The organism is Kushneria halocnemicola (genome assembly GCF_965650455.1).
GTDB lineage: Bacteria > Pseudomonadota > Gammaproteobacteria > Pseudomonadales > Halomonadaceae > Kushneria.
Genome location: NZ_OZ287968.1, coordinates 1,861,090 through 1,887,670 on the forward strand (window position 1 = coordinate 1,861,090; position 26,581 = coordinate 1,887,670).

At 62.3% G+C, this 26,581-nt stretch carries 24 protein-coding genes; 9 read left to right on the forward strand and 15 right to left on the reverse strand.

Features of this window, described 5'->3' with window-relative positions; translation table 11 throughout:
* Positions 1-185 precede the first annotated feature (185 nt).
* The gene (locus ACS92L_RS08535; protein WP_438764225.1) at positions 186-1,754 is read left to right on the forward strand and encodes a diguanylate cyclase domain-containing protein; all 1,569 of its coding nucleotides are present in this window, start codon (positions 186-188) and stop codon (positions 1,752-1,754) included.
* A 1-nt stretch (position 1,755) separates the two neighbouring features.
* Here the strand turns inward: ACS92L_RS08535 and speB are convergent, their stop codons facing one another.
* The 5 genes from speB to ACS92L_RS08560 all read right to left on the reverse strand — a co-directional run bounded on the left by speB (position 1,756) and on the right by ACS92L_RS08560 (position 5,941).
* A complete protein-coding gene (gene speB, locus ACS92L_RS08540) occupies positions 1,756-2,652 on the reverse strand; it encodes an agmatinase (protein ID WP_438764227.1) in 897 nt (298 codons plus the stop codon).
* Between the two features lie 146 nt (positions 2,653-2,798).
* On the reverse strand, positions 2,799-3,863 hold the full coding sequence (gene modC, locus ACS92L_RS08545; RefSeq protein WP_438764228.1) for a molybdenum ABC transporter ATP-binding protein: 1,065 nt from the start codon (positions 3,861-3,863) through the stop codon (positions 2,799-2,801).
* Between the two features lie 24 nt (positions 3,864-3,887).
* Positions 3,888-4,592 carry a molybdate ABC transporter permease subunit gene (modB, locus tag ACS92L_RS08550; RefSeq protein ID WP_438764230.1) on the reverse strand — a complete coding sequence of 235 codons (705 nt, stop codon included), beginning with the start codon at positions 4,590-4,592 and terminating at the stop codon, positions 3,888-3,890.
* A 36-nt stretch (positions 4,593-4,628) separates the two neighbouring features.
* Positions 4,629-5,408, reverse strand: a complete 780-nt coding sequence (modA, locus tag ACS92L_RS08555; protein WP_438764231.1) for a molybdate ABC transporter substrate-binding protein — start codon at positions 5,406-5,408, stop codon at positions 4,629-4,631.
* A 158-nt stretch (positions 5,409-5,566) separates the two neighbouring features.
* On the reverse strand, positions 5,567-5,941 hold the full coding sequence (locus ACS92L_RS08560; RefSeq protein WP_438764232.1) for a winged helix-turn-helix domain-containing protein: 375 nt from the start codon (positions 5,939-5,941) through the stop codon (positions 5,567-5,569).
* Between the two features lie 279 nt (positions 5,942-6,220).
* Between ACS92L_RS08560 and ACS92L_RS08565 the strand changes: the two genes are divergently transcribed.
* Both ACS92L_RS08565 and ACS92L_RS08570 read left to right on the forward strand, forming a co-directional pair.
* Positions 6,221-6,505: a hypothetical protein gene (locus ACS92L_RS08565; RefSeq protein WP_438764234.1), complete on the forward strand. Its 285-nt coding sequence runs from the start codon at positions 6,221-6,223 to the stop codon at positions 6,503-6,505.
* A gap of 259 nt (positions 6,506-6,764) precedes the next feature.
* Positions 6,765-7,184 carry a hypothetical protein gene (locus tag ACS92L_RS08570; RefSeq protein ID WP_438764235.1) on the forward strand — a complete coding sequence of 140 codons (420 nt, stop codon included), beginning with the start codon at positions 6,765-6,767 and terminating at the stop codon, positions 7,182-7,184.
* Positions 7,185-7,335: 151 nt separating this feature from the next.
* On the opposite strand, the gene ACS92L_RS08575 is transcribed toward ACS92L_RS08570, so the two are convergent.
* The gene (locus tag ACS92L_RS08575) at positions 7,336-8,472 is read right to left on the reverse strand and encodes a YncE family protein (RefSeq protein WP_438764236.1); all 1,137 of its coding nucleotides are present in this window, start codon (positions 8,470-8,472) and stop codon (positions 7,336-7,338) included.
* A gap of 163 nt (positions 8,473-8,635) precedes the next feature.
* Entirely contained in the window at positions 8,636-9,733 is a 1,098-nt protein-coding gene (locus ACS92L_RS08580; protein WP_438764238.1) for a YncE family protein, read from the reverse strand.
* Positions 9,734-9,984: 251 nt separating this feature from the next.
* On the opposite strand from ACS92L_RS08580, the gene ACS92L_RS08585 reads away from it, so the two are divergent.
* Positions 9,985-12,276: a FepA family TonB-dependent siderophore receptor gene (locus tag ACS92L_RS08585; RefSeq protein WP_438764239.1), complete on the forward strand. Its 2,292-nt coding sequence runs from the start codon at positions 9,985-9,987 to the stop codon at positions 12,274-12,276.
* Between the two features lie 96 nt (positions 12,277-12,372).
* The gene (locus tag ACS92L_RS08590) at positions 12,373-13,344 is read left to right on the forward strand and encodes an alpha/beta hydrolase (RefSeq protein WP_438764240.1); all 972 of its coding nucleotides are present in this window, start codon (positions 12,373-12,375) and stop codon (positions 13,342-13,344) included.
* Between the two features lie 27 nt (positions 13,345-13,371).
* Here the strand turns inward: ACS92L_RS08590 and glpT are convergent, their stop codons facing one another.
* Together glpT and ACS92L_RS08600 are read right to left on the reverse strand one after the other, a co-directional pair.
* Positions 13,372-14,736, reverse strand: a complete 1,365-nt coding sequence (glpT, locus tag ACS92L_RS08595; protein WP_438764241.1) for a glycerol-3-phosphate transporter — start codon at positions 14,734-14,736, stop codon at positions 13,372-13,374.
* Positions 14,737-14,806: 70 nt separating this feature from the next.
* Complete coding sequence (locus ACS92L_RS08600; RefSeq protein WP_438764242.1) at positions 14,807-17,251, reverse strand: heavy metal translocating P-type ATPase; 2,445 nt, start codon at positions 17,249-17,251, stop codon at positions 14,807-14,809.
* 118 nt (positions 17,252-17,369) lie between these two features.
* Between ACS92L_RS08600 and cadR the strand changes: the two genes are divergently transcribed.
* A complete protein-coding gene (gene cadR / locus ACS92L_RS08605; protein ID WP_438764243.1) occupies positions 17,370-17,801 on the forward strand; it encodes a Cd(II)/Pb(II)-responsive transcriptional regulator in 432 nt (143 codons plus the stop codon).
* 17 nt (positions 17,802-17,818) lie between these two features.
* On the opposite strand, the gene dcd is transcribed toward cadR, so the two are convergent.
* The 3 genes from dcd to arfB all read right to left on the reverse strand — a co-directional run bounded on the left by dcd (position 17,819) and on the right by arfB (position 19,935).
* Positions 17,819-18,385, reverse strand: a complete 567-nt coding sequence (gene dcd / locus ACS92L_RS08610) for a dCTP deaminase (protein WP_438764244.1) — start codon at positions 18,383-18,385, stop codon at positions 17,819-17,821.
* Between the two features lie 181 nt (positions 18,386-18,566).
* Positions 18,567-19,373 (reverse strand): iron-sulfur cluster carrier protein ApbC, encoded by an 807-nt coding sequence (gene apbC, locus ACS92L_RS08615; protein ID WP_438764245.1) that lies wholly within the window; start codon positions 19,371-19,373, stop codon positions 18,567-18,569.
* A 151-nt stretch (positions 19,374-19,524) separates the two neighbouring features.
* Positions 19,525-19,935 carry an alternative ribosome rescue aminoacyl-tRNA hydrolase ArfB gene (gene arfB, locus ACS92L_RS08620; protein WP_438764246.1) on the reverse strand — a complete coding sequence of 137 codons (411 nt, stop codon included), beginning with the start codon at positions 19,933-19,935 and terminating at the stop codon, positions 19,525-19,527.
* Positions 19,936-20,181: 246 nt separating this feature from the next.
* Here arfB and ACS92L_RS08625 point away from each other — a divergent pair, with 246 nt between their 5' ends.
* Positions 20,182-21,240 (forward strand): serine hydrolase, encoded by a 1,059-nt coding sequence (locus ACS92L_RS08625; protein ID WP_438764247.1) that lies wholly within the window; start codon positions 20,182-20,184, stop codon positions 21,238-21,240.
* A 58-nt stretch (positions 21,241-21,298) separates the two neighbouring features.
* A complete protein-coding gene (locus tag ACS92L_RS08630; protein ID WP_438764249.1) occupies positions 21,299-22,408 on the forward strand; it encodes a serine hydrolase in 1,110 nt (369 codons plus the stop codon).
* A 6-nt stretch (positions 22,409-22,414) separates the two neighbouring features.
* Here the strand turns inward: ACS92L_RS08630 and ACS92L_RS08635 are convergent, their stop codons facing one another.
* Both ACS92L_RS08635 and ACS92L_RS08640 read right to left on the reverse strand, forming a co-directional pair.
* On the reverse strand, positions 22,415-23,389 hold the full coding sequence (locus ACS92L_RS08635; RefSeq protein WP_438764251.1) for an alpha/beta hydrolase: 975 nt from the start codon (positions 23,387-23,389) through the stop codon (positions 22,415-22,417).
* Between the two features lie 54 nt (positions 23,390-23,443).
* Complete coding sequence (locus ACS92L_RS08640; protein WP_438764252.1) at positions 23,444-23,905, reverse strand: TerB family tellurite resistance protein; 462 nt, start codon at positions 23,903-23,905, stop codon at positions 23,444-23,446.
* A 193-nt stretch (positions 23,906-24,098) separates the two neighbouring features.
* Here ACS92L_RS08640 and ACS92L_RS08645 point away from each other — a divergent pair, with 193 nt between their 5' ends.
* Complete coding sequence (locus ACS92L_RS08645; protein WP_438764253.1) at positions 24,099-25,478, forward strand: NAD-dependent succinate-semialdehyde dehydrogenase; 1,380 nt, start codon at positions 24,099-24,101, stop codon at positions 25,476-25,478.
* 397 nt (positions 25,479-25,875) lie between these two features.
* Here the strand turns inward: ACS92L_RS08645 and ACS92L_RS08650 are convergent, their stop codons facing one another.
* On the reverse strand, positions 25,876-26,547 hold the full coding sequence (locus ACS92L_RS08650; protein ID WP_438764254.1) for a spermidine synthase: 672 nt from the start codon (positions 26,545-26,547) through the stop codon (positions 25,876-25,878).
* Positions 26,548-26,581: the final 34 nt, after the last annotated feature.

A 26,581-nucleotide genomic window follows, 5' to 3' on the forward strand; every position in this document is an offset into this window, starting at 1 on the left:
ATTAACATGGTTTACCCTTTTCGCTTTTTGCGATCGTGACGTCATGGCAATCGAGCTGCCACACGCGGCAGCGATCGCCGGGCATATCATAAAGTTTGCACCCTCAGCGCCGTTAAAAAGAGGGATTTTCGAGTACAAACTCTCCTTTTTAAAGCGCTGTTTGATCGCATCAGCCGGAACTGTCGATGCCCTACCTTAATTCGCTGCGCAACCGATTCATCGTGACGCTTTCGATCATGCTGGTGCTGGTCATGGGCATACTGGTGTTTATTCTCCATCAGCTGATGATTCCCAACCTGATCAGCGAAGAACACCAGAGCGCCCATGTTCACGCCAACGCGCTGCAAAGGAGTATCGACAACAACGCGCGCATGATCGCTGACATGGCGTATCAATGGGCGAGCTGGGGCAGTACCCGGGACTTCATGGAAGGCCGCCTGCCGGACTTTCCGCAGACCCATATCACCCCGGCCGTCTTTGCCGAACAAGGCGCCGACATGATGCTGATCACCAACGCCAACGATGGCGTGACCTGGGTGGCCGGGCGCAACCCGATCACCGGCGCCTTTACCTCCTGCGCTACTCCGACAGGCGAGTGTCAGTGGACCCTTGAGCAGGTACGCCAGATCCAGAGGCAGTTGCCCGTCACCGACACGACGGCGCGCATTGGCGTCAGCCCGGAATTTGCCCTGCTGAGTACCTGGCCCATCGCGCATCGGGCCAGCACGCTGTCGTCCGGCAAGCTGACCCTGGTGCGCTTTCTGCCCGGCCAGTGGCAGCCCGACCCGACCAGCGTGGCCTCGACCCTGACCCTTTCTGCCGCTCGCCAGCGCCTGGAGGTTGATCAACCGAGCGTTGAGATTGACTCGGTCAATGACGACAGTCTGCGCCTGACCCTGTTGCGCGACAGCGCCACGCCCGGCTATCAGGTCATGATGACCACCCGTCTTGATCGCGATGGCCTGCGCGACGGCATCGAGCGCTTCACCCTGACCATGCTGGGCGCGCTGACACTGCTGCTGGCGCTAATGATGATCATGCTGTGGGTGTTTCGCGCCATGGTGCTGCGCCCGATTACCGAGCTCTCCCGCTATGCCAGCGCCCTGCGCCAGTCACCCGGCGAGCATCTGGACTCTCCACCGCCCTGGTTGCAGGCCCGCTGTGACGAACTGGGGATCATGGCGCGGGAGTTTCAAACGCTGATTCAGGAGCTTAACGAGCGCAATGCGCATCTCAAGGCGCTGACCAACCGTGATGCCCTGACGGGGCTGGGCAATCGGCGACTGCTGGATCGTCAGCTGCCGCGCATCCTCTCCCTGACGCATCGCCTTGAGCGCCCGGTGGCGCTGATCATGATCGATGTCGACCACTTCAAGCTCTACAACGACTTTTACGGCCATCCGGAGGGCGATCAGTGTTTAAAGACCATCGCCGAGACGCTTGGCGATATCTTCCAGCGCGAGTCGGATCTTGTGGCGCGAATCGGCGGCGAGGAGTTCGTGATCGTGCTGCCCGATTTCGATCTTGACCGCGCCATGGACATTGCCCGTGGCGTTTGTACCGCCATGGAGGCGCAGTGCCTGCCTCACGAGCCCTCGCCCACCCACAAGTACGTCACCATCAGCGCCGGTGTGGCCATCTCCTCGCCCGAACATCCGCTGTCGGGCGAGGTACTGATCAAACAGGCCGACGAGGCGCTCTATCAGATCAAGAAAAGCAGTCGTAACGCCGTAGGCTGCGCTGCCCCCTCCTGATTCAGCCGCGCATGGCGATAAACGTCCAGAGCAGCGTGGCGCCCGCCAGTGCCGTGATTTCCTGCGGGTCGTAGGGCGGCGAGACTTCCACCACATCCATGCCGATCAGGTTGAAGCCGCGCAGGGCCTCCAGAAGCTCCAGCGCCTTCATGGTCGTGATGCCGCCGATTTCGGGCGTACCGGTCCCCGGCGCATGGGCCGGGTCCAGCACATCGATGTCAAAGGTGATATAGATCGGTGATTCGCCCATGCGCTCGCGCACCTTTTGCGCCAGGGTTTCCCCATCGAGTCGCATCAGATCCCGTGAGCTCAGCCACTGCCCGCCCTGCTCGGCCAGCCAGTCCCGCGTGGATGGCTCGACCGGCGAGCGAAGCCCCAGGCTCAGGGTACGCTCCGGCGCCACCAGCCCCTCATCGATGGCATTGCGCAAAAAGGTGCCATGGCCAATGTCATCGCCAAAATGGCTGACCCAGGTATCACAGTGGGCGTCGAAATGGATCAGCGACAGCGGCTGCCCCTGAAGGCGACGCTGCGCGCGCAAAACGCCAAGGGTTGTCATGTGATCACCGCCGGCACACAACAGCGTCTGATTGGGCGAGCGCTCACAGGCCGCCATAACGCCGGCCTCGATGCGTCGCAGCGCATCGTGCTGTCCCACCTGCATGATATCGAGATCCCCCAGGTCGCTGACCAAAGCGCAGGGGTCGGTCTCGAACGCCGGGTGGCGGCCGTCGGTCAGCATCATGCTGGCCCGACGCAGGGCGTTGGGCGCCATGCGTGCGCCCGGTCGAAAGGTGACCGAGCAGTCATAGGGCAGCCCCAGAAAGGCAAAGGGCCGCGCGCTGTCCTGCGGCGCTTTCAAGAAGGTGGCGATACCCTGATACGGCAGACCAAACATGACATTCCCCTGTTTTGGCATACAACGCACAAAAAGTGATGGCGAAACAACGCATCCCGAGCCTCGCTTCCTGACGGATCAACGGCCACGGATGACACATCATCGCGCTGGTTTCAGAGTAGTCAGTACACTCGAAAAGTCCCGATCTATCCGGCCAGACTGACGCTTCGAATCAGTGCCACCACCGCAAGCCCCGGCTTGAGCCCGAGCGCGTCGGCCGCCTCCAGGGTAATGCGCGACTGAAGCATCTGCTCACCGAGGGTCAGCGTCACTTCAAGCGTGCCCGCACGACCCGGCGTCAATGACACAACAACCGCATCGAGCTGATTGCGAAAGCTGCTGTCACGGTGATGCGACAGCGCAATGGCCACATCCCGGCGTCGCACGCGAACGCGAACAAGATCTCCCTCCGGGCAGTCCAGCAGCAGCAGCGTCAGACACTGTCCATCGGCGAGCGCCACGCGGGTGGCGTGATAGTGATGATCATGGGCGCGTATCCGGCCCTGCAGCAGCGAACTGGCCTCGAAACCGCCCAGCCAGGGCGCCATCTCGCCCCGCGTTAGCAGGGTCTGCATCGAATCGCTGGCGATGACCTGCCCCCGATCAAGCACCACGAGCTGTTCGGCCACCGCCATGAGTTCTTCCGGGTCGTGGCTGACAAACAGGATCGGCAGATCGATTTCGCGGGTCAGGCGCACGATGTAGTCCAGAAGCTCCTGCTTGCGCGCCCCGTCCAGCCCGGTCAGGGGCTCATCCATGAGCAGCATGTCCGGCTCGGCCAGCAGCGCCCGACCGATCGCCACCCGCCGCGCCTCGCCACCGGAGAGCGCGCCGGGCATGCGCTCGAGCAGCGCCTCTATCCCCAAAAGCTCAACCACCCGATCAAAGGCCACGCCGCGGGTGATCCGCCGCGCATAGGTCAGGTTGCTGCGCACCCGGTAGTGCGGGAAGAGCCGCGCTTCCTGAAAGACCACGCCCAGCCGCCGCTGATGAGGCGGCACGAACGTGCGCCGCGTCGTATCCACAAAGGTTCGACCGTTGAGCGCAATACGCCCGCTGTCCGGGCGATCGAGCCCGGCCAGCATGCGCAAAAGTGTCGTTTTGCCGCTGCCCGAGTGGCCGAAAAGCGCCGTCACGCCCTGGCCGGGGGCGGTGATATCGACATCAACGTCAAAGTCGCCCTGACGGTGTTTGATACACAGCTCAAGCATGGCGGCCACCCCGCAGTGTCGGTGTCATGGCGATCCCCTGTCCCGACCGGCCATGCGCCGCCGGGTACGTCGCGCCAGCCACTCCGAGGCGACCAGCGAGATCATGGCCACCACGATCGAGATCACGCACAGCCGCGCTGCGGCATCTTCCATGCCGGGGGTCTGGATCAGCGAGTACAGCGCCAGCGGCAGCGTACGGGTCTCACCGGGGATGTTGGAGGCAAAGGTGATGGTGGCGCCAAATTCCGACAGCGCCCGGGCAAAGGCCAGCACGCCGCCGGTGACCAGCCCCGGCATCGCCAGCGGCAGGGTAATGGTGAAAAAGACCCGCAGCCGTGAAGCGCCCAGCGTTCTAGCGGCTGCCTCAAGGCGCGGGTCCACCGCTTCCAGCGACAGCCTGACGGCGCGCACCAGCAGCGGAAAGGCCATGACGCCGCCTGCCAGCGCCGCGCCCTGCCAGGTAAAGGGCAGCGACAGCCCGAGATGATCATAAAGCCAGCCGCCCACGACACCGCGGCGTCCCATGACCACCAGCAGCAGATAACCCACTACCACCGGTGGCAACACCAGCGGTAGATGAACCATGCCATCAAGCAATGACTTGCCGACAAACTCGTGGCGGGCCAGCAGCCACGCCATGGCAATGCCGGGGACCATGATGATCAAAAGCGCCGTACCGGCGACCTGCAGACTGATCTGCAGGGCTTCGATTTCAAGCGGTGTCAGCACATCGATGCCCTCGTATCGGCGCGAGTCGGGCGTCGATCAGCTCGCCTCATTCGATTCGCTGACCTCAAACCCGTACTGCTTGAAGGTACTGGCCGCCTTGTCGCTGCCCAGCCACTGCAGAAACGCACGGGCCTGCGGACTCGGTTCCTTGCCGATCAGTGCGGCCGGATAGGTAATCGGGTCATGGCTGTTGGCCGGGAAAAGCCCCAGTTGATGCACGTGCTCGCCCGCCATGGCATCGGTGGCATAAACCACGCCCAGCGGCGTCTCGCCACGCTCGACCAGCGCCAGTGCGCCGCGCACGTCACTGGCGCGGGCCAGGCGAGGCTCGAGTGTCTGCCACTGCCCCTGATGCGCCAGGGCCTGCTGCGTATAGATACCGGCCGGCACGTGCGCCGGGTCCCCTACCGCGATGCGATCTCCCTTGTCGAGATAGTGTGCCAGCAGATGGTCGCTGTCCGGCGTGAAGTCGTCGATACCGCTGTCATCTGCCGTGATCAGCGCCAGGCGGTTGTTGAGCAGATCGCGTCGCTCATGAACCGGTTCCCCCTGGTCTTCCAGCCAGTCCATCCATTTTTCGTTGGCGGAGAGATAAACATCCGCCGGTGCGCCCTGGGCGATCTGACGTGCCAGCGTCGAGGAAGAGGCATACACCGGCACGATATCCACATCGTGGTTCTGCTCGTACTGCTCGATCAGAGTGTTCATGACATCGGTCAGTGAGGCGGCTGCCTGAACATCGATACGCTCTGCCGCACTGGCGACATTGCAGGATAAAAGAGTGGCAGCCGCCAGGGTAACGAAGGGCCTGAGCATGAAAAATCATCTTCCTTGAAAGGGTGAGTGCAGTGGCAACGCGAAAGGCGCCAACCGATGTGCTTATATTTGCACATCGAGAAACGTGGCTCAAACACATCCGCATCAAAGCGGTTTCAACCGTCGGTTATCCGAATGAATTGCCAGGCGATACAGCGTCAGTCGGCGTCATCACCAAGCGGTGCCAGCGTGCTCATCAGATCGCCAAAATGTGTGTCCACCGCACTTCGGGTCTGCTGCTCGACGCGGCGGTAGCGCGCGATGACGTCAAGACCCAGCGGCGTCAGTCGGGCCCCGCCATGATCAGCGCCTCCCTTGCTGGAAAGCACCAGCGGCTGACTGAAGGCCTCGTTAAGCGCATCGATCAGATGGCGCGTCTTGCGATAGCTGATGTGAGTACGCCTGGCGGCGGCCGAAATGGATCCGGTTTCGCTGACGGCTTCCAGCAGATCAATCTTGCCCGGCCCGAGAACCAGACCGTTGTCGAACACAAGGCGCAGCCTGGTGTTCGGACAGGACGCGTCAATGGCCATGACGAAAACACCTTTTCGGGGTCGATAGGGACGCTGTTATAACACGCACGATGGCTGTTAAAGGCCGTGTTCCCGCATGGATCGGCGAACCCGCCAATCGATTTCAGCTCACATTAAGAAAATATTTTTCATTATTATCAAAAACATGACGGTAAATATTAACGTGAATCAAGGGTAACAGGCCGTTGAATATTTGTATTCCTTCACAAGCCCTACCAGGCTTTTTGTCAGCAGGCAAGAGCGCCTGTTGAGATAGACACCAAGGACAGGAGAGACATCATGAAAGCGACATGGCTTGCACCCTTCGTACTGGCACTGGCAGCAACTCCGGCACTGGCCAACGACATGGACACCGACACTGACACCGATAACGGTCAGATGCAGGATGGCCAGATGCAGCAGGGCACCACCTCCGGTGGCATGGGTAATGCCGATGCCGACAACAACGGCATGACGCGTCAAAACAATGACATGGACACAGACAGCGATCTGGACATGGATACTGACACCGACAACGACGATATGGATCTGGATACCGATACGGACACCGATACGGATTCCTGATCAATCGGTCGCTGATCGACAGGGGCGCAACACTCGGTGTTGCGCCCCTTGTTGTGTTTATAACCTGCCCGACTCCACCGTCCTGCCTTTTTTGACGCTAAAGACCCCTTTGCCTGCTCAGGCACCTTCCTTCCTGTGATCTATATTGTGTCTACCGGCTGCAAGACGACAGCCCGCATTCGATATCGCAGTATCCGGGGACCCCGTTCAGCGCGTTTTGAACACGCTAAATGGTGAACCCGATCACAGGAGAAACAGCATGAAAGCAGTATGGATCGCTCCCTTTATTCTGGCGCTTGCCGCCACGCCGGCACTGGCCGTTGATACGAGCAGCAACGTTCAACAGCAGAGCCACACTCAGGAAAACGTCTCGCCCAACGCCATCAATCCCGGTCAGGGCAAACAGCCCGACGGCTACAGCGACGGTGCCGGCAACCAGCAGCATACCGATGACTTCGGCGCCCCCAGCGTCGCTGACTCTGAAGGCGATACCGATATCAGCGGCGATGCGAACAGCGATACCGACGCCAATACCGATAACGATACCGGCACGGCCAACGGTACCAGCGCCGACAGCGCCGACAGCGCCGACAGCGCCGACAGCGGTGGAAGCGTAGACAGCGGTGGCAGTGTGAACAGCGGCGGGAGCGCCGATAGCGACACGGATACCGACAGCTAGGCGATGTCGAAGGCAGCGCGCCCTGCAATGACGACAAATCATGCCGGATCGCGGCCTGCCCGGAAGACGGCCTGAACACAAAGCGGCCTCCCATTCGGGAGGCCGTTTCAATGCAGACTTCAGCTCATGAGAGCCGCCACTCGTGACACCATCAGGGTTTGATATGGATCACGCTGTCGGGCTTGTCGGTCTGATGGTTATCGTCCAGCGCCTGCTTGAGTGATACATAGGCCCCGGAAGTCCCCGAGATTGCCGCCAGACTGTTGGGCATCAGGGGCGTCTCAACGGTATCCAGCAGCTTGTGGCTTTCCCGGTCATAAACGGTCACCGTTTGCGCCTTGCGGTTGGTGACGTACAGGCGATCCCCTTCCAGCATCAGCGCCAGCGCCCCTTCACCGCTTTCCAGCGTGTCCGTCACTCTGCCGTTTTGTGTATCCAGCACCGTGACATTGCCGCTGTCGGCATTGGTGACGTAGAGCTGATGCTGCTCACTGTCAAGTGCCAGATTCAGCGGCCCCTTGCCGCCGGTAGGCCACTGCTCGACGATCTCATGGCTGTCCATGTCGACCGCGCGCACGGCGTTGTCCTTCATGGTGGAGACATAGATGCGCCGGCCGTCGTGATCCACGGCCAGGCCCGTCGCCCAGGTGCCAAACCCTTCCACAGTGTCGGTCAGGGTAAGGTGGTCACCATCGATGATCCACAGCACGCTCTTGTCGCCCACCCCGGTCACATAAAGGGTATTGGTCTGCTCATCGACGCTGAGCTGGCGCGGATTGGGCCCGAAGACATCGTCCTCTTTGGCCTGAGCCTTTTCCGCCTCGGTGGCCAGTGCCAGATGCCGGGTCGTGTTGTCTTCCAGATTGATGGCCGTGACGCTCTTGTCCAGCGTGTGGCCGACAAACAGGGTATGGGTCTTCTCGTTCAACGCCAGACCGAAGGGCTTTTGATCCAGTGCAATGGTGTCTTCGACTTCCAGCGTCTGGGCATCCAGCCGATAGATGCGGCCGCCCTCTCCCTCGCCGTAGTTGTCGCTGGCGCCTTCACCGAAACCACCGGTGGCGGCAACATAGATCGACTGCTGCGACGGGCTGAACACCAGCTCGTAAAGCCCCTTGGCAATGTCCTTTTGCGCCACGATGTGATCCGAGGCGTCCTGCTGCTGTGCTGCCTGCTGCTGAGTCGGCTGCTCACCGGCCACCGCCCAGGGCGCCGACAGGGTGACAAGCCCCAGCGCAATGAGCGCCCCCTGCAGGACACGAACGCGACGAGAAGATGTTGTTGGCATGAGCAATTCCCACAATAAAAGACGGTGTTGAACGTGCCTCGAAGACTAGCACATGAATGAAAATGATTCTCAAGAATCACGGTCAGGTCACAAGGCCTGGAGCGGGCCCCGCCATCGGAGCAGATCGTGCCGGCCCCGCTGGTGACGGGGCCGGCAGACCCCATCAGGGCTGAATCAGCGAGACCGAGTTGCCACGCGGGTCGTCAGCAGATTCTCGCGAGGCGCGATTGGTCACGAAGACATCGTGACTGTCGGGGTCGATGGCAATGCTGTTGGGATGCGGGCCGGTCTCAAGCGTTGCGACCACTTCAAGGCTTTCGGCGTCCAGCACGCTGACCGTTCCGGCACCGCGATTGGTGACATAGATACGCCCGGCGGCGTCATCAAGACCGATATCCAGTGCCCCGTCGCCGGTGCTCACCCGGTGCAGGGACTCCCCGCTCTGTGCATCCAGCACTTCCAGCTCACCGCTTTTCTGACCGGTCACCAGCAGGCGCTGATGGCGCGAATCAAACACGATATTGATGGCCCCCTCGACGCTCAGATCATAAGTCCTGGCCACCTCGCCGCTGTCGGTATCGATGGCCGCGACCCGGTTCTCGCCCAGAAGCGTCACAAAGATGCGCTGATGCTCGTGGTCCAGTGCCAGCCCGGCAGGCTGGGCACCCACGTTCTCGAACGTGTCGGCAAGCGTCATGTCCTCGCCGTTGACCACCCACACCACGCCCTCGTCTGCCACGCCGGTCACATAGATCAGATTGCGCTTTTCATCCACGGCCGCCAGACGCGGCTGCGGTGGGCGCTTGTTCCCTTCGCGGGCGGCGTCATCCACCAGTGTCAGGGTCTTGAGGGTCTCGCCGCTTTTGGCATCCAGTGCGGTGAGCGTACCGCCGCGGGTATTGACCATGTACAGCACGTCGCGCTGCTGATCGAGGGCCAGCCCATGAATCTGTTCGGTCAGCGCGATGCGCTCGACAACCTCCAGCGTGGAAGCGTCCAGCCGGTAGAGATAGCTTTGTGCGCTTTCGTCCCGGCCGCCGGCGTCGGCCACTAGCACCTGGCGGGTGTCGGGGTCGAATACCAGCTCATAGAGACTGCCGCCCAGCTGCACGTTTTTAGCGATGTGAACGCCGGACTGTGCCTGAGTACTACCGTTTTGTTCTGCCATCACCGGATTGAACACGCCGACACCCAGCATGACGACCAGTGCACCTGCTGCCACTGCGACAGCCCCCTGTCGTGAAACCGCTCTCTTGCCCATGATCCTTCCTGTTCCCCTGAGACGTTGAAATCTGCTACCGGTACCGAACGGTGCCCGGCCTTCGGCTTTTATAAAACTTAACTCAATGATATTTAAGCAAAGTCAAAAGACTTTACTCGCAAATGATAATAATTAACATTATATTTCGTAACAACGCGCCGACAACAAAAACCTCTGACGGCGCCAAAAACCATGACCGGTCCAACCAGCTCTCCACGATCGGCACGACATAACAGGGAACAATTCAAGGGATGTCACGTTCAACGTCAGGCCACACCACAACATTTGCCATTGCGCTGGCGATTACCGCCCCCATGCTTCATGTAACCCCGGTCCTTGCTGGCGCGCAGTCTTTAAACGATACGCGCCAGCAGCTTGAAAGCGAGGCCACCACGGCCGATGCCCCGGCACCGGCCCTTACCGCCGATACCACCGATGACATGGAAGAGATGGTGGTGCTGGGAACCGCTGAACAGACGCTCAAACAGGCACCGGGCGTATCCATCATTACCAGCGAAGACATCGAAAAGCGCCCGCCGACCAACGACCTCTCCGACATCATCCGCCGCATGCCGGGGGTCAACCTCACCGGCAACAGCGCGTCGGGCCAGCGCGGCAACAACCGCCAGATCGACATTCGCGGCATGGGCCCGGAAAACACCCTGGTGCTGATCGATGGCAAGCCGGTCAGCTCGCGCAACTCGGTGCGCTACGGCTGGCGCGGCGAGCGCGACTCGCGAGGCGATACCAACTGGGTCCCGCCGGAAATGGTGGAGCGCATCGAAGTACTGCGCGGCCCGGCCGCCGCACGCTACGGCTCGGGTGCGGCCGGCGGCGTGGTCAATATCATCACCAAACGCGCCACCGAACAGTGGATGGGCTCGGTCACAACCTTTACCAGCACCCCGACCAGCAGCGAGGAAGGCGCCACTCGGCGGGCCAACTTCAACCTGGCCGGCCCCCTGACAGAGGATGTGAGCCTGCGCCTCTACGGCAGCGCCAACAAGACCGAGGCCGACGATGCCGATATCAACGCCGATGCGCTCAATGATGACGTGATCAATAACTCGGCAGGTCGTGAAGGCGTGCGCAACCGCGACATCAACGCGGTGCTCTCCTGGCAGGCCACCGATGCGCAGCTGCTCGATCTCGAGATGGGCTATTCGCGCCAGGGCAACATCTATACCGGCGACTCGCAGAACAACCAGCGCACCGACCTGACCGAGGGTCTGGCCAACGGCGGCGCCGAAACCAACCGCCTCTATCGCCAGAACGTTGCCCTGACCCACACCGGCGCCTGGGACGACATGGATACCCGCGTGAGCGCGCAGTACGAGCGCACGCGCAATACCCGGCTCAACGAAGGCACTGCCGGGCGATTTGAGGGCACCATCGGCGGTGGCGATGAACAGGCCGACTACGCCAGCAGCGAATTCAACTCCTATCGCGCCAGCGCCGAGGCGGATTACTACACCAGCCGGATGTTTGAGCAGGTCATTACCTTCGGCGGCGAGTGGAACCGGGACACGCTGGAAGACCCCAGCAATACCAATCAGAGCTTCGGCGAGACCGGCGACCTGGCAGGTTTTGCCCCCAGCGGCAGCGACAGGACCAGCGCCGAGCTCAGCGGCGTCTATATCGAGGACAACATCGAGCTGCGCCCGGGCACCCTCGTCACCCCCGGGCTGCGGTTTGATCATCACAGCGAGGCCGGCAGCAACTGGAGCCCGAGCCTGAACGCCTCTCAGGAACTTGGTGACCGCATCACGCTCAAGGCCGGCGTGGCCCGCGCCTTCAAGGCGCCCAATCTCTACCAGACCAATCCGGACTATCTGCTCTATTCGCGCGGCAACGGCTGTCCGGTCGGCTCGCAGAACTCCTGCTATCTGGTCGGCAACGAGGATCTCGACGCCGAAACCAGCATCAACAAGGAGATCGGCATCGAATACCGCGACAGGGATCTGGTGGCGGGGCTGACCTATTTTCGAAACGACTATAAGGACAAGATCGTCTCCGGGCTGAACCCGGTCGCCGTGACCGGTGGCGGTACGGATGTGCTGCAGTGGCGCAACGCCGAGCGCGCCGTGGTACAGGGCCTGGAAGGCAACCTGCAGATTCCGCTGACCGATAGCCTTTTGTGGAGCAACAACGTCACGTACATGATCGAGTCCGAAGACAGGAAAACAGGCGATCCGCTGTCCATCATCCCGGAGTTCACGCTCAATTCGACGCTGGACTGGACGCTGAGCGAGCGGCTCAATACCCAGCTCTACTGGACCGCCTACGGCAAGCAGGAAGCGCCCTCGCAGCCCAACTCGCGCACTCAGGCAGACAGCGGCGTCAACGATGACAGCCTCTCGCCCTACAGCGTCGTGGGCTTTAACGTGGGCTACACCTTCAACGACCATCTGCGCGGCAGCTTTGGCGTCAACAACGTGTTCAACAAGCGTCTCTATCGCGAGGGCAACAGCAGCAGTGCCGGCGCTGCGACCTACAACGAACCGGGACGCGCCATCTATTCATCGCTGACCGCGTCGTTTTGATTCTCGCGCCCTTCCCGGAGAAAATGACGACCGCGCCCTCGGAGCAAATGCCCGGTGGCGCGGTCACAGGGATACCATGAATTGTTGCGAGACCACATGACACAGCTTCCTGCCTGCGATGGCACCCGACGTCGCGTGCTCAAGGGCGCGACACACACGGCCCTGCTGGCCCTTCTCCCCGGCGCCCTCTGGTCACTTCCGGCGTCCGCGCGCCCGGGCCCCGACTTCAACGAGCCGCTGCCGCCCGGCATTGTCGAGAAAGGCTCGAAGGTGTATGACTTTCGGGTGCATCGACTTACCAGCGCCGACGGCCAGCGCCACTACCGCATCACTGTCGCTGTCCCCAGAAAGGCGCCTCCTGAAGCCGGCTACACGCCGATCTATCTGCTTGATGGCAATGCCGCACTGGCGGAACTCGATGAGCAGGACCTGAAAGCCATGGACGACGCCGAGCCAGCGGTGCTGATCGCGCTGGGCTATGACACGGACGCGCGCTTTGACGTCGAAGCGCGTCAATGGGACTACACCCCGAAGCGGTCGGATCAGGCGCCAATCGTCAATGACCGCCACCCCGAACGCCGCGGCGGTGGGGCCGATGATTTCATCGGCCTGCTCAATGACACCCTCATGGCGGAGGCCGAACGCGACCTTCCCATCAACACGTCAAATCGCGCGATCTGGGGACACTCCTTTGGCGGGTTGTTTGTCATGCATGCGCTGTTCACCCGCCCGGCCCTGTTTGATCACTGGTATGTGGCAAGCCCCACGCTTCACTGGAACGGCTATCAGGTCCTGGAGGAAGCGGGCCGGTTTCAATGGCCGCCGGACCGGCACGGCAGCGTGCTGTTAATGCGCGGCGATGCCGAACTCAACCGCCGCGGCCCCTACGCCAACGGCGGCAGCGATAAGCAAGTCAACGATCAGCTGGCGGCGCTGGCGCACCGGATGGACAGCGCGCCCGGACTTGACGCACGTTTTGAAGTGCTCGAGGGCCTGGACCACGGCGCGACACTCGAGCGTTCGCTCAAACTGGCGCTTTCGGACATCAGTGGTGCCACGCTGTCATGACCGGCCCGCGGGGCCGGTCATTCAGGATCAGTCAGCGTGTTTGGCGGCCGGCTTGCGCAGCGTCAGGGAGAGCAGGACGATAGCCAACACACAGGCGGCCAGCAGCAGCATGAAACCGCCATCCCAGCCGTAATGGTCCACCGTGTAGCCCACCATGGCGCTGGCCGCGACCGAGCCACCGAGATAGCCAAAAAGCCCTGTAAACCCGGCCGCGGTCCCGGCGGCCTTTTTGGGCACCAGCTCAAGGGCGTGCAGCCCGATCAGCATGACGGGTCCGTAGATCAAAAAGCCGATGGCGATCAGACACAGCATATCGATGGTCGGGTTGCCGGGCGGATTGAGCCAGTAAAGGGCGGTAAACACCGTCACCAGCGCCATGAAGCAGATGCCGGTCGCCCCGCGGTTGCCACGAAACAGCTTGTCGGAGAGCCAACCGCACAACAGCGTGCCCGGGATGCCCGCCCACTCATAGAGAAAGTAGGCCCACGAAGACTTGTCGACCGTGAAGTGCTTGACCTCCTGCAGATAGGTCGGTGCCCAGTCGAGCACGCCGTAGCGCAGCAGATAGACGAAGACGTTGGCGAGTGCGATAAACCACAAAAGGCGATTTTTCAGCACGTGCTCAACAAAGATTTCGCGAGCGGAAAACTCGCGCTCGTGGCTTTCATCGTAGCCTTCCGGATAGTCATTCTTGTACTTTTCGATCGGCGGCAGACCGCAGGTCTGCGGCGTATCGCGCATGGTCAAAAGCGCAAAGACGGCTACGCCCACCGCCACGGCCGCCGGCACATAAAAAGCCGAGCGCCAGTCGTTGAACCAGGCCATGCCCAGTATGAACAAGGGCCCGATCAGACCGCCGCCCACGTTATGCGCCACGTTCCAGACCGATACGATGCTGCCGCGCTCGCTTTTTGACCACCAGTGCACCATGGTACGCCCGCACGGCGGCCAGCCCATGCCCTGTACCCAGCCGTTGAGAAACAACAGCACAAACATGATGGCAATGCTGGAGGTCGCCCACTCCGAAAAACCGAACAAAAACATGATCAGCGCCGAGCATAAAAGCCCTGCCGGCAGGAAATAACGTGGATTGGAGCGGTCCGATACCGCCCCCATCAAAAACTTGGAAATACCGTAGGCAATCGATACGCCCGCCAGCGCCAGTCCCAGATCTCCGCGGGAGTAGCCCTGCTCCACCAGACTCGGAATGGCCAGGGTAAAGTTCTTTCGTACCAGATAGTAACCGGCATAGCCGATGAAGATGCCGGCAAAGATCTGCCAGCGAAGACGCTTGTAAGTGCCATCGATATCCGCTTCGGGAAGCGACTTACCGGGACGCCCGGCCTTGAAGATGGAGAACATGAATGCCTCGACATAGGTGACTGAAATCACGCGGCAGTGTCGCCCTGCCGTTACCCAGGGATCTGACGACTGTCATCGCGATGTCATCAAAATGTCACATTCAGGCCTGCGCCCCCATCGAGACCTTGGTCGGGGTGACAGCGCCGGCGTTTTCCTGACCACTCTTTGCCTCGTGGCGCAGCAGCCGCAACCCGTTGAGCACCACCAGGACGCTGGCGCCCACGTCGGCAAATACGGCCATCCACAGGGTTCCCATTCCTGCCACGGTGAGGGCGAGAAACACCGCCTTGATGCCCAGCGCCAGCGCGATGTTCTGCATCAGGATGCGGTGGGTCGCCCGCGACAAGCGGATGAAGGCCGCTACCTTGCGCAGATCGTCATCCATGAGCGCCACGTCGGCCGTTTCGATCGCGCTGTCGGTGCCCATGGCGCCCATGGCAAAGCCGATATCGGCGCGCGCCAGTGCCGGGGCATCGTTGATGCCGTCACCGATCATGGCCACACGCCCCTGCCCTGACAGCGCCTCGAGGTGCGAGAGCTTGTCCTGCGGCATCAGCGCGCTTTCAATGCGATCGATGCCGACACTGCGCCCGATGGCGTCGGCAGCATGGGGGTTGTCTCCAGTCAGCATCAGGGTGCGAACGCCCAGACGGTGCAGCTCGTTCACCGCGTCGCGGCTGGTGGCCCTGAGCGTATCGGCCACGGCGTAAAAGGCGAGTGCTCGGGTCTCATCCATCAGCACCACCACCGTGCGCCCTTCACGCTCAAGGGTCTCGAGCCGTGCCTGAAGCGCCTCGTTCAGACAGCCGCGCTCACGCACCAGCGCCTGATGGCCCAGCCAGTAGCGCCGGCCCTCGCTGAGACCGGTGATGCCTCGCCCCGGCAGCGCTTCGATGGCCTCAAAGGGCGCGGGCACCGTACCCTCGGCCTCCCCGGCACGGGCCAGTGCCATGGACACCGGGTGATCCGAGCGCTGGGCAAGGCCGAGCACCAGCGACGCCGTTGGTGACGCCTGCGCGCCGTCGAGCACCACGGCATGGGTCTGCTGCGGCCGGCCATGGGTCAGCGTGCCGGTCTTGTCCAGCGCGACCCAGCCCAGCCGGCGCCCCTCTTCCAGATAGACCCCGCCCTTGATCAGGATGCCGCGGCGGGCCGCGTTGGCCAGCCCTGTCACCACGGTCACCGGCGTGGAGATCACCAGCGCACAGGGGCAGGCGATGACCAGAAGCACCAGCGCCCGGTAGATCCAGTCGAGCCAGCCGCCGCCAACCAGCAGCGGCGGCAGTACCGCCAGCAGCGCCGCCATCGCAACCACCGCAGGCGTGTAGATGCGCGCGAAGCGATAAATGAAACGCTGCGTGGGTGCCCGTTCGCTCTGCGCCTGCTCGACGGCACTGATAATGCGCGCCAGCGTCGAGTCATCGGCCGCACTGGTGACCCGACACTCGAGCTCGCCGGCGTCCACGATGGTCCCGGCGTAAACACTCTCTCCCGGCGCCTTGTCGACCGGCATGCTCTCGCCGGTGATCGGTGCCTGATTGACGCTGGAGGTGCCGGACACTACCTCGCCATCCAGCCCGATACGCTCCCCGGGGCGTACCCGAATCAGCGCCCCCACCGCGATATCCGCCACCGGCCTTTCTTCCCAGCGGCCATCGTCCAGGCGCACGGTGGCGACCTCGGGGGCCAGCTTCATCAGATCCTCAATGGCATGTCGGGCCCGGGCCAGCGAGCGCGCCTCGATACGCTCGGCCAGATTGAACAGCACCATGACCATGGCCGCTTCGGGCCAGTGACCGATCAGCAGCGCCCCGGTCACAGCAATGCTCATCAGCGCATTGATATTGAGATTGCCATGCCGCACGGCCATCCAGCCCTTGCGCCAGGTGTTCAGTCCGCAGCCGGCAATGGCGGCCAGTGCCAGCGCCGCCGCAAGCCATACCGGCCCTGCCATCCACTGCACCGCCTCGGAGGCAAACGCGGCAACACCGCTCATGATCAGCGGCGTCCAGGGGGCGGGCGTCTCTTCTGCCCGGCCGAGCCTGCCGCGCTCGTCGGCAAGCTCCGGCACAAACCCCAGCGCACGAATATCGGCCAGAATAGCCTCCAGCGCCCGAGGGTCGTGCACCACGGTCAACACCCGCTGCAACAGGTTGAACTCCAGGCATTCAACGTCTTCTCGCGCGGATAGCCGCTTGCGGATCATCTGCTCCTCGACCGGACAACACATCTGCGCAATGCGCATGCTGGTGCGCAGCTGATCGCCCTCGCGCACGCTGCCGGTGAGGGAGTCATCATCAGGCGGCACCCGGGTGTCATCAGCGCCACAGCAGCCGGTAGTGGCGCTGGAGGCTGCCGGGTCACTCGACGCGCCGCAGCAGGAGGACGGTGTTTGAGGTTCACAGCAGGGCTGCGTTTGAGATTCGCCGCAGGCGGATGGCGGCCGGGGGGTGCAGCACGGCGAATACTCGCCCGTCGATGCACTGCTGTTGTCGGGCGTAAAGACAGAAACGCTGCCCGATGACTTCTCACTGTGATGTGCCACGCGCGCTCCTTTTAACTTCGGGATGGCCCGCAGGCCTGGAGAGTCACCAGTCAAAACCCTATAGTGACTATAAGGTCAAGAACTACCGAGCAGCGCACGCCACCCAGGGGAGCAGGCCATGAAGATTGGAGAACTGGCAAAAGAGACCGGCTGCAGCAGCCAGACCATCCGCTTTTACGAACGCGAGGGGCTGCTGCCGGCCCCGAGCCGCAGCGAGAGCAACTACCGCCATTACGGCCCGGTGCATCTCAAGCGACTGAGCTTTATCCGCAACTGCCGGGCGCTGGCCATGAGCCATGCCGAAATCCATGCGCTGCTGGCGCTGATGGATGACCCGCGAGGTGACTGTCAGGCCATCAACGCGTTGCTCGATGAGCACATCCATCACGTCGAGGTGCGCCTTGCGGAGCTTTCCCAGCTTCACGGTCAGCTAAAGAATCTGCGGGAGAAGTGCGGCCATGCCAGCCCCGTCGGGGACTGCGGCATCGTGCACGGTCTGGAAGAGATGGCGCGAGAGGAAGAGCCCGGCAGCAGCACGCATCTGGGCTAGCCGGGCCATTGCAGGGCTTACGTGCGCGGCAGCGTCACGCCGCGCTGGCCCATGTACTTGCCGCCGCGGTCCTTGTAGGAGGTATCGCACACCTCATCGGACTCGAAAAAGAGCATCTGCGCCACGCCCTCGTTGGCATAGATCCGGGCCGGCAGATTGGTGGTGTTGGAAAACTCGAGCGTGACGTGGCCTTCCCACTCCGGCTCCAGCGGCGTGACGTTGACGATGATGCCGCAGCGCGCGTAGGTCGACTTGCCAAGGCAAACGGTCAATACGTTACGAGGGATGCGGAAATACTCCACCGTGCGCGCCAGCGCGAAGGAGTTGGGCGGGATCACGCAGGCATCGCCTTTCACGTCCACAAAGCTTTTCTCGTCGAAATACTTGGGATCGACGGTGGCCGAGTGGATGTTGGTGAACACCTTGAACTCATCGGAGCAGCGCACGTCGTAGCCGTAGCTTGACGTCCCGTAGGAGATGACACGCTGATCACCGGCATGACGGACCTGATCGTACTCGAACGGCTCGATCATGCCGTGTTCCTGCGCCATGCGGCGAATCCATTTGTCTGCCTTGATGCTCACGAGGGTGTCCTGTCGCAATGCCTGAGATAGAAAAGATAAAACCGGGATGGTGGCGCGGCATTAACGTGGCCGATGGCCGTACTGAATGCCGCGAAAAACGGCCATGATACCGATGCACCCGGCCGGGCTAAAGCCTTCAAGGCGCCAGCCCGACCGGGTGATGCGTGACAGGCCGGGTTGATCAGTCGCCGAAGCTGATCGACGGGCCGCTTTCACGCGTTTTGGCGCCAAGCTGCTCATCGATGCGGGCGCTGATCGCCATGAACGAGCGCGCAGCGTCGCTTTCGGGGTCGGCGACCACGGTCGGGCGACCGCCATCGACCTGCTCGCGAATGCTCATGGTCAGCGGCAGCCGACCCAACACTTCGGTGTCGTACTGCGCGGCAATGCGGGCACCGCCGCCTTCGCCGAAGACCGCCTCTTCATGGCCGCAGTTCGAGCACACGTGGGTGCTCATGTTCTCGACCACGCCCAGCACCGGCACGTTGACCTTGCGAAACATCTCGATGCCCTTGCGCGCATCCAGCAGCGCAATGTCCTGCGGCGTGGTAACGATCACCGAGCCCGATACCGGCACCTGCTGTGACAGCGTGAGCTGGATGTCACCGGTGCCCGGCGGCATATCGATAAAGAGATAATCAAGCTCGCCCCAGCCGGTCTGGGTCAGAAGCTGCTGGAAGGCGCCGGCGACCATCGGTCCGCGCCACACCATGGCGGTTTCGGTATCGACCAGCACCGCCATTGACATCATTTTCAGCCCGTGCGCCTCGATCGGCTTCATGGTCTTGTCATCGACCATGGTGGGGCGGGTGCCGGGCTCGATGCCCAGCATCTGCGCCTGGCTGGGGCCGTAAATGTCGGCGTCCAGAAGGCCCACGCGATGACCCTGAGCGGCCATGGCCAGCGCCAGGTTGACGGTGACGGTGGACTTGCCCACACCGCCCTTGCCGGAGGCGACGGCCACTACATGTTTGACTGTTTCGAGCACTGCTTGTCTCCTGTCCGTTCCCTGCCGACACCGCCTGCTGCATCGGCGATGTCATGATCGAGCGACAGTATAAACCCTCACCCGCCGACAATCCCAGGTGAAACACTCGGATATGCCGGCATCGCCCTTCATTGCGGGGCCCTCTTTCGTCTTAGTGATCCACCCGGCCCCGCATGGCCTTTTTCTGGCCGCGCTGTTTCTTGCCTTCGAGCCGGCGCTTTTTCGACCCGAGCGTCGGCCTTGTCGCCTTGCGCGGCCGGGCTGTGTAGATCACCGACTTGATCAGCGCACGAAGGCGCATCAACGCCTCCTGGCGATTGAGCTCCTGGGTGCGATGGGACTGCGCCTTGATGATGATCAATCCGCTTGAGGTAATGCGGTGATCGCTGAGCGAGAGCAGCCGGTCCTTGTACTCCTGCGCAAGACTGCTTTGCTGTATGTCCATGCGCAGATGAATGGCCGAGGCCACCTTGTTGACGTTCTGACCGCCGGCACCCTGGGCGCGAATGGCGCGAAGCTCAAACTCGCTGTCATCGATGGTGATGTGACGTGATATCTGCATGAAATCCTGTTTCCGGACCCGAAGGTCTTTTGATACGTCTCCCGGATCATCGGGAGTATTTGCGGGATGTCTTAAGTGCGCCTGAGGCCGGACGTCACAGGCGAGTCTGCTCTCTATACTCCCATGACACCTTGCGCCAATAACAGCACACCCGTTGTCATGGAAGTTCAAAGCCGTATGGATGCACTCTGTCGCACCACCCTATTGTCCATTTTGAAACCGAGCCGTCCTTATCCAGTGGCGCTCATGACCGCCCTGCTACTGCTTGCCCCCCTGCCGGCGCAGGTCACGGCGCAGTCGCTGGATGAACATGTCGATGCCCGCCCCCGGGCCGAATGGCCCGGGCGCCTCACCGCCGACATCGAGCGCATCAATGCCGCCTACCCGGGCGAAATCGGCGTGGTCGTGCATGATCTTAACGATGGCAGCCGCTTCTCCTTTCACGGTGAACAAACGTGGTATCTGGCCTCGATGGTCAAGGTGCCGGTGGCCCTGGCGCTGATGGACGAGGTCGATGCCGGCCGGCTCCATCTTGATGACACCATGACCCTTGAGCGCAGCGACTATGTGGACGGCGCCGGTGAAACCAACTGGCACGCGGCGGGCGAACAGCTAAGCCTGCGCTGGCTGCTCGAGCAGATGATCACCCGCAGCGACAATACCGCCACTGACATGCTGATTCGCCGCGTCGGGGCCGAGCGCGTCAATGAGCATCTGGCTGAACTGGTGCCGGAAGGCTTCGAGCGCATCACAACGCTTGCCGATGTGCGTCGCTACGCTTACAGCGAGTTTCACCCCAACGCCATGGCACTCGACGGCCTCGAGTTCGTTGATATTCGCAAGGCCCGCGAAGAAAAGGCCCGTCTGGCAGCGATCAGCCGTTTCATTGGCGTACCGGTCAGCGATTTTCGCGCCCGCGATTTAAGCGAGGCGTTTGAAGGCTACTACGCCACCGGCCTCAACAGCGCCCGGCTTGACGCCATGGACCGGCTGCTCACACGCCTGGCACGCGGCGAGACGCTGTCGCCCGAAAGCACCGATGCGCTGATAAGCGTCATGGCACGCACCCGCACGGGCACCAACCGTCTGCGAGCGAGCTGGCCCGACACGGTGACCTTTGCCCACAAGACCGGCACCCAGCGCGGGCGCTTTTGCGACGGCGGCATCGCCATCCATGACAGGGACGACGGCCCGCAACACGTGGCGGTAGTGGCCTGCACCCGCGGCTCGCTGTCGCTGGCGCGCTCGGAACAGGCGCTCAAGGAGGTGGGTCAGGCCATCCAGCAGTCCGGCGTCTTTCGCTGATATCACGTCCGGATCGGGCCCGGACGTCAATCATCCACCATGAACAATGAGAACAAACATGACACGCTTTCTATCGACCCGAATCGGGTCACTGGTGACGGCCGGTCTGCTGCTGTCCGGCGCCCCTGTTCAGGCGGATGACACGCGCGCCGATGACGACTGGGTGCAGCGTCTGGACGAGCGCGTCACAGCGCTTGATAACGAGGCCGAAGGCACGCTGGGCGTGCATGTTCACCGCCTTGCTGACGATACTCGACTCGACCACCGGGGCGACCGGCTCTGGTATCTCTCCTCGGCGGTCAAGGTGCCCGTCGCCATCGCACTGCTTCAGCAGGTCGAGGACGGCGAACGCTCACTGGATGACGAGCTCACGCTTGAAGCCTCCCAGCGCATCGACGGCGCCGGCGACCTACTCTGGGTCGACCCCGGCCAAGCCTACAGCCTCTCCAATCTGCTCGAGCGCATGCTGATCGACAGCGACAACGTCGCCACCGACATGCTGATCGAAGCCATCGGCGTGGACGCGCTCAACGACCGTCTCCAGCGCATGACGCGACAGGGCTTTTTCGGCAGCAGCGACTTTGAGCCGATGACCACGCTGGCCGAGGTGCGTTATGGGGTGTACGGCGAGATTCACCCGGAGGCCCGTGAACTTGACCGCGACCAGCTCATTGAAATCGCCTCGGCCCCGATCGGCGATGAGCGCGTGGCAGCACTCACGCGCGCGCTCGAGGTCGAACGCGACACGCTCGAGACTGATGACATGACCACTGCCTACGCGCGCTACTACGACACGCGCGTCAACAGTGCCACGCTCAGCGGTTACGCCGACCTGCTGGCCGCGCTGGTCCGCGGCGATCTGATCAACGACGAGCACCGTGCGCTGCTGTTCGACAATCTCAAGATCGACACCTACGACAGCTACCGACTGGAAGCCGGCCTGCCCCGGGACGTGAGCTTTATCCAGAAAACCGGCACCCAGCATAAACGCGCCTGTCATATGGGCGTGATTCGTCCCGATGCCCCGGATGAGGCGATCGTGGTTGCCGCCTGTATCGAAGGCATGGACGAGGGCGCGCCCGCCGAGGCGCTGTTCGAACGCCTTGGTGAGGCCATCACGGAGACTCTGCTCTCCCCGGGCAACGATGGAGAGGATAGCGCCGCCTGAGCCGGCTCACTCTTCTACCGGCTCTGCGCGCTCGTAAAGCCCGCGGCCACGCAGCCAGTGATCCAGCAGCATGGTCCAGCTGTCGAGTGCTGCATCGCCCATGCCCAGCCCCGTACCGTGCGGCCCGTTGCCGAAGAGATGCATCTCGGCCGGGACATGGGCATTGACCAGTGCGGTGTAGAGATCGATGCTGCCCTGCGGCGGCACCAGCTCATCGTTGGTGGTCTGATAGATAAAGGTCGGCGGCGTGTCATGCGTGACCTGGCGCTCGGGACGATAGCGCGCCCGCCAGTTTTGATCACACTCGTCCAGCCCCATCAGCGTGCAATAATCGATCCGGCTGTCCGGGTCACTGAACATCACCAGCGCCGGATAGCCCAGCACCAGAAAATCGGGCTGGCTGCGCTGGCGCGACACCGGGTCCTCGGCGTCAGCGTCGCCCTGATCAAAGCGCGTACCGGCCAGCGCTGCCAGATGCCCGCCGGCCGAGAAACCGGCCATGCCGACCCGGTCGGGGTCGATACTGAAGTCCGCAGCGTGGGCTCGCACCCAGCGCATCGCGCGCTGGGCGTCCTCCAGCGGGACCGGCATCGGATAGTCCGGCCCCAGCCGATACTTGAGCACGAACGCCACCACGCCTCGGGTATTGAACCAGTTGGCGATCTGTCGCCCCTCGGTGTTGTCGGACAGCACCTGATAGGCACCGCCCGGGGCAATGATGACCGCCGTGCCGTTGGGCTGCTGACCGGGCGGGTAGATGGTCAGGGTGGGCTGATCACGAAAGCCCTCGCCCCGGGCATCCGGCACTTCGCCGTCCCAGAGCGACACCGTATGCTGTTCCAGATAGCCGTTATAGGCCTGCGGCGGCAGCTGCTGAGTGTCGGGAACGTCGTCCCGGGCGGTGACCGACGAGGTTTTTACGGCCACCAGCATGCACAGACAGGCCAATACGCCCGAACGAGAGGATAAAATTGACAACACGCAATGTCCTGATGGCCAATGGCAGGAAGGGGTCAAACAAGGGGCAAAAGCATACTACGCCAGACCCAGCGCCTGCTGTACTTCAAGCTTTTGCATAATGAAGTCGGCATGGTCGACGTATAACAGCTCGGCCATCTTGCGCACGCGCGCCTCTTCCAGCGGGTCCAGCGCACCATCGGCGTAGGCCACGCGCCACAACCGACCGATCAACGCGACCCGCTGCGGATAGTCATATTCGTCCCGGATCAGGCGCACGAACTGGTAGTGATCCACCGAGTCCTCCACTTCCTGATGCGCCATGTCGACCAGCGTTTCCACGGCGCTGTCATCCAGGTCGAACCGGCGACGCAGCATGTCACGCAGGGTCTGCTGCTCGACTGCCTTCATTTCGCCGTCAGCGCGCATGACCTCGCACATCAGCGCAGCCACCGCCAGCTCAAGGGTCATCTCATGGTCCTGCTCACCCGGCGCGCGGCCGCTCATGCGCTCGAAAAACTCGTTGATGGTATCCAGCATGCAATTGTCTCCTGACAAACGAAGGGCGGTCTGTGGTTATGCCACACCCTTATGGACAAGGTACAGCCGCGCCTGACTCGCGAGTCGATTCGACGCTGGAGGATCAGGCAAGGAACAGACAGTAATGGCCACGGCAGCGAGGCCATTAGCGCGCTATGCTTTTGGTCGTTCCGTCATACCAAAGGAGGTTATTGTGTCGAACACCATTAAAACCGTGAATCCGGCCACCGGCCAGACGATCCGTGAGTTCGAAACCATCTCCGATGACCAGCTGCAGCAAAAGATCGAGCAGACGCATCAGGCCTATCTCGACTGGAAGCAGCGCTCGCTTGAAGAGCGCGGCAAGCTGGTGCGCCGGGTCGGCGAGCTGCTGGTCGAGCACAAGGATCGCCTGTCGAGCCTGATGACCCAGGAGATGGGCAAGCCGATCAGCCAGGCCCCGCCCGAGATCGATCTGTGCAAGAGCATCTGCGACTACAGCGCCGACAACGCCGCAAGCGTTCTGGCCGATGAAAATCGTGACCTGCCGGGCGGCCGCGCCGTTGTGACCCATCAGCCGATCGGCATCATCTTCGGCATCCAGCCGTGGAATTTCCCCTTCTATCAGGTCGTGCGCTACACCATTGCCAACCTGATGGCGGGTAACGCCGTGCTGCTCAAGCACGCGCCCAATGTCTGGGGCTGCGCCGAGGCGCTCGAAGAGATCTTCCGTGAAGCCGGCATGCCCGACAACGTCTTCACCGTGCTCTACATTCGCGACGAGCAGGCAAGCCAGGTCACCGAGCACCGTCTGGTACGCGGCGTGACGTTTACCGGCAGCGCCGCCACCGGCCGCAAGGTTGCCGCGGCCGCCAGCGAACAGCTCAAAAAGACCGTGCTGGAGCTGGGCAGCAACGACGCCTATCTGGTGCTTGAAGACGCCGACATCGACAAGGCGGTGGAGACCTGCGTCACCGGGCGCATCACCAACAACGGCCAGACCTGCGTTGCCGCCAAGCGTTTCGTGGTGGTCGATGCCGTCTATGAGCAGTTCCGCGACGCCTTCGTTGAAAGAATGAAGCAGGTCGAATTCGGTGACCCGACCGATGAAAACACCCAGCTCGGTCCGCTGGCCCGCAAGGATCTGCGTGACGAGCTCCACAGGCAGGTCGAGGAATCCGTCGAGAAGGGGGCCGTGTGCCTGACCGGCGGCGAGATTCCGGACGTGGACGGCTTTTTCTACCCCTCCACCGTGCTGGACAACGTCACGCCCGGCATGCCGGCCTATGACGGCGAGCTGTTCGGCCCGGTCGCGTCACTGATCCGTGCCCGCGATGAAGAAGATGCGCTGCGCATCGCCAATGACTCGGTCTACGGCCTGGGCGGCGGTATCTTCTCCGAAGACGAAGAGCGTGCGGTCCGTCTGGCCCGCGATCATTTCGATACCGGCATGGTCTGCGTCAACGGCTACTACATTGCTCAGCCCAACCTGCCCTTTGGCGGCGTGAAGGAAAGCGGCTACGGCCGCGAGCACGGCGGCTATGGCATGCTCGAATTCGTCAACACCAAGTCACTGATGATCGGGCAGTCATGAGATCGTGACCGCAGCGATGCATCACTTGTGGTGAGCGGGTCTGCGGCCCCTGAGCCATGAGCGATGCAGCAAAAACAAATGCCCCGGGGGTGTCTCGCCCCCGGGGCATTTTCATGCAGCACTGCCTGCCTGCAAGCGCCTGTCGATCGCGGTTTAACGCAGTCCCAGGAAGGAAAGAACGAAAAGCACTACAACCACCAGACCGATAATATAAATGATATTGCGCATGTCTTGCCCCTTGCTTCGTTATGAATGCAGGCCGCTCCGTTTCATGGACCGACCGTTAACGCGTTCCTGCGTTGGCATCAGATTAGTTCAGAGCGAGACGGTGAGCCAGGACCCGTTGCATTCGTGATCACATTCGCGTCGGACCACGGCGCTGCGCCCCGCCCCCACGCTACCAGGCCAGCCAGATCGTGTGACGCGCCCCTTTCCCCGGACGATGCGCGCGCACCATGTGCTCTTCAACGCAAAGCCCGGCGCGCTTGAGTCGCTCGCTAAACCCCGGGTCCATGCCGGCCGACCAGACCGCCAGCACGCCGTCAGGACGCAGTGCCCGCTGAATGGCCTCAAGTCCGCGCGCGCTGTACAAACGGTCATTTTCCCGTTGGGTCAGCCCCTCGGGGCCGTTGTCCACATCGAGCATGATGGCGTCAAAGGCGCCGGAGCTGCGCGCCAGCACGTCGGCCACATCATCAACGATGATCTCGCAGCGCGGATCACGAATCGGATAGCCGGCCGCCGCACCCAGCGGCCCGCGATTCCACTCGACCACGCCGGGCACGAGCTCGGCGACCACCACCTCGGCCTCGGCGCCCAGCCCTGCCAGCGCCGCCGCCAAGGTAAAGCCCATGCCCAGCCCGCCGACCAGCACCCGCACGTTGGGGTGTTCGAGCACCCGCGCGCAGGCCAGCTCGGCGAGGGCATCCTCGGAGCCGTGAAGGCGCGTGTTCATCAGCTCACCGGGCTTGCCGGCGATTCGGATCGAAAACTCGTCGTTGCGCTGTAAAAGCCGCAGCTGACCGCCGCCGGGGATATCGGCAGTGTCTATCTCACACAGCTTGGCCATGAAATACCTGTCGAAAAAAGAGAAAACGATGCCT

Excerpts from the sequence above, each read along its gene's own strand:
- ACS92L_RS08535 (WP_438764225.1), top strand. The coding sequence starts at position 186 with ATGCCCTACCTTAATTCGCTGCGCAACCGATTCATCGTGACGCTTTCG.
- speB (WP_438764227.1), bottom strand. The coding sequence starts at position 2,652 with ATGTTTGGTCTGCCGTATCAGGGTATCGCCACCTTCTTGAAAGCGCCG.
- modC (WP_438764228.1), bottom strand. The coding sequence starts at position 3,863 with ATGCTTGAGCTGTGTATCAAACACCGTCAGGGCGACTTTGACGTTGAT.
- modA (WP_438764231.1), bottom strand. The coding sequence starts at position 5,408 with ATGCTCAGGCCCTTCGTTACCCTGGCGGCTGCCACTCTTTTATCCTGC.
- ACS92L_RS08560 (WP_438764232.1), bottom strand. The coding sequence starts at position 5,941 with ATGGCCATTGACGCGTCCTGTCCGAACACCAGGCTGCGCCTTGTGTTC.
- ACS92L_RS08565 (WP_438764234.1), top strand. The coding sequence starts at position 6,221 with ATGAAAGCGACATGGCTTGCACCCTTCGTACTGGCACTGGCAGCAACT.
- ACS92L_RS08570 (WP_438764235.1), top strand. The coding sequence starts at position 6,765 with ATGAAAGCAGTATGGATCGCTCCCTTTATTCTGGCGCTTGCCGCCACG.
- ACS92L_RS08575 (WP_438764236.1), bottom strand. The coding sequence starts at position 8,472 with ATGCCAACAACATCTTCTCGTCGCGTTCGTGTCCTGCAGGGGGCGCTC.
- ACS92L_RS08580 (WP_438764238.1), bottom strand. The coding sequence starts at position 9,733 with ATGGGCAAGAGAGCGGTTTCACGACAGGGGGCTGTCGCAGTGGCAGCA.
- ACS92L_RS08585 (WP_438764239.1), top strand. The coding sequence starts at position 9,985 with ATGTCACGTTCAACGTCAGGCCACACCACAACATTTGCCATTGCGCTG.
- ACS92L_RS08590 (WP_438764240.1), top strand. The coding sequence starts at position 12,373 with ATGACACAGCTTCCTGCCTGCGATGGCACCCGACGTCGCGTGCTCAAG.
- cadR (WP_438764243.1), top strand. The coding sequence starts at position 17,370 with ATGAAGATTGGAGAACTGGCAAAAGAGACCGGCTGCAGCAGCCAGACC.
- arfB (WP_438764246.1), bottom strand. The coding sequence starts at position 19,935 with ATGCAGATATCACGTCACATCACCATCGATGACAGCGAGTTTGAGCTT.
- ACS92L_RS08625 (WP_438764247.1), top strand. The coding sequence starts at position 20,182 with ATGACCGCCCTGCTACTGCTTGCCCCCCTGCCGGCGCAGGTCACGGCG.
- ACS92L_RS08630 (WP_438764249.1), top strand. The coding sequence starts at position 21,299 with ATGACACGCTTTCTATCGACCCGAATCGGGTCACTGGTGACGGCCGGT.
- ACS92L_RS08640 (WP_438764252.1), bottom strand. The coding sequence starts at position 23,905 with ATGCTGGATACCATCAACGAGTTTTTCGAGCGCATGAGCGGCCGCGCG.
- ACS92L_RS08650 (WP_438764254.1), bottom strand. The coding sequence starts at position 26,547 with ATGGCCAAGCTGTGTGAGATAGACACTGCCGATATCCCCGGCGGCGGT.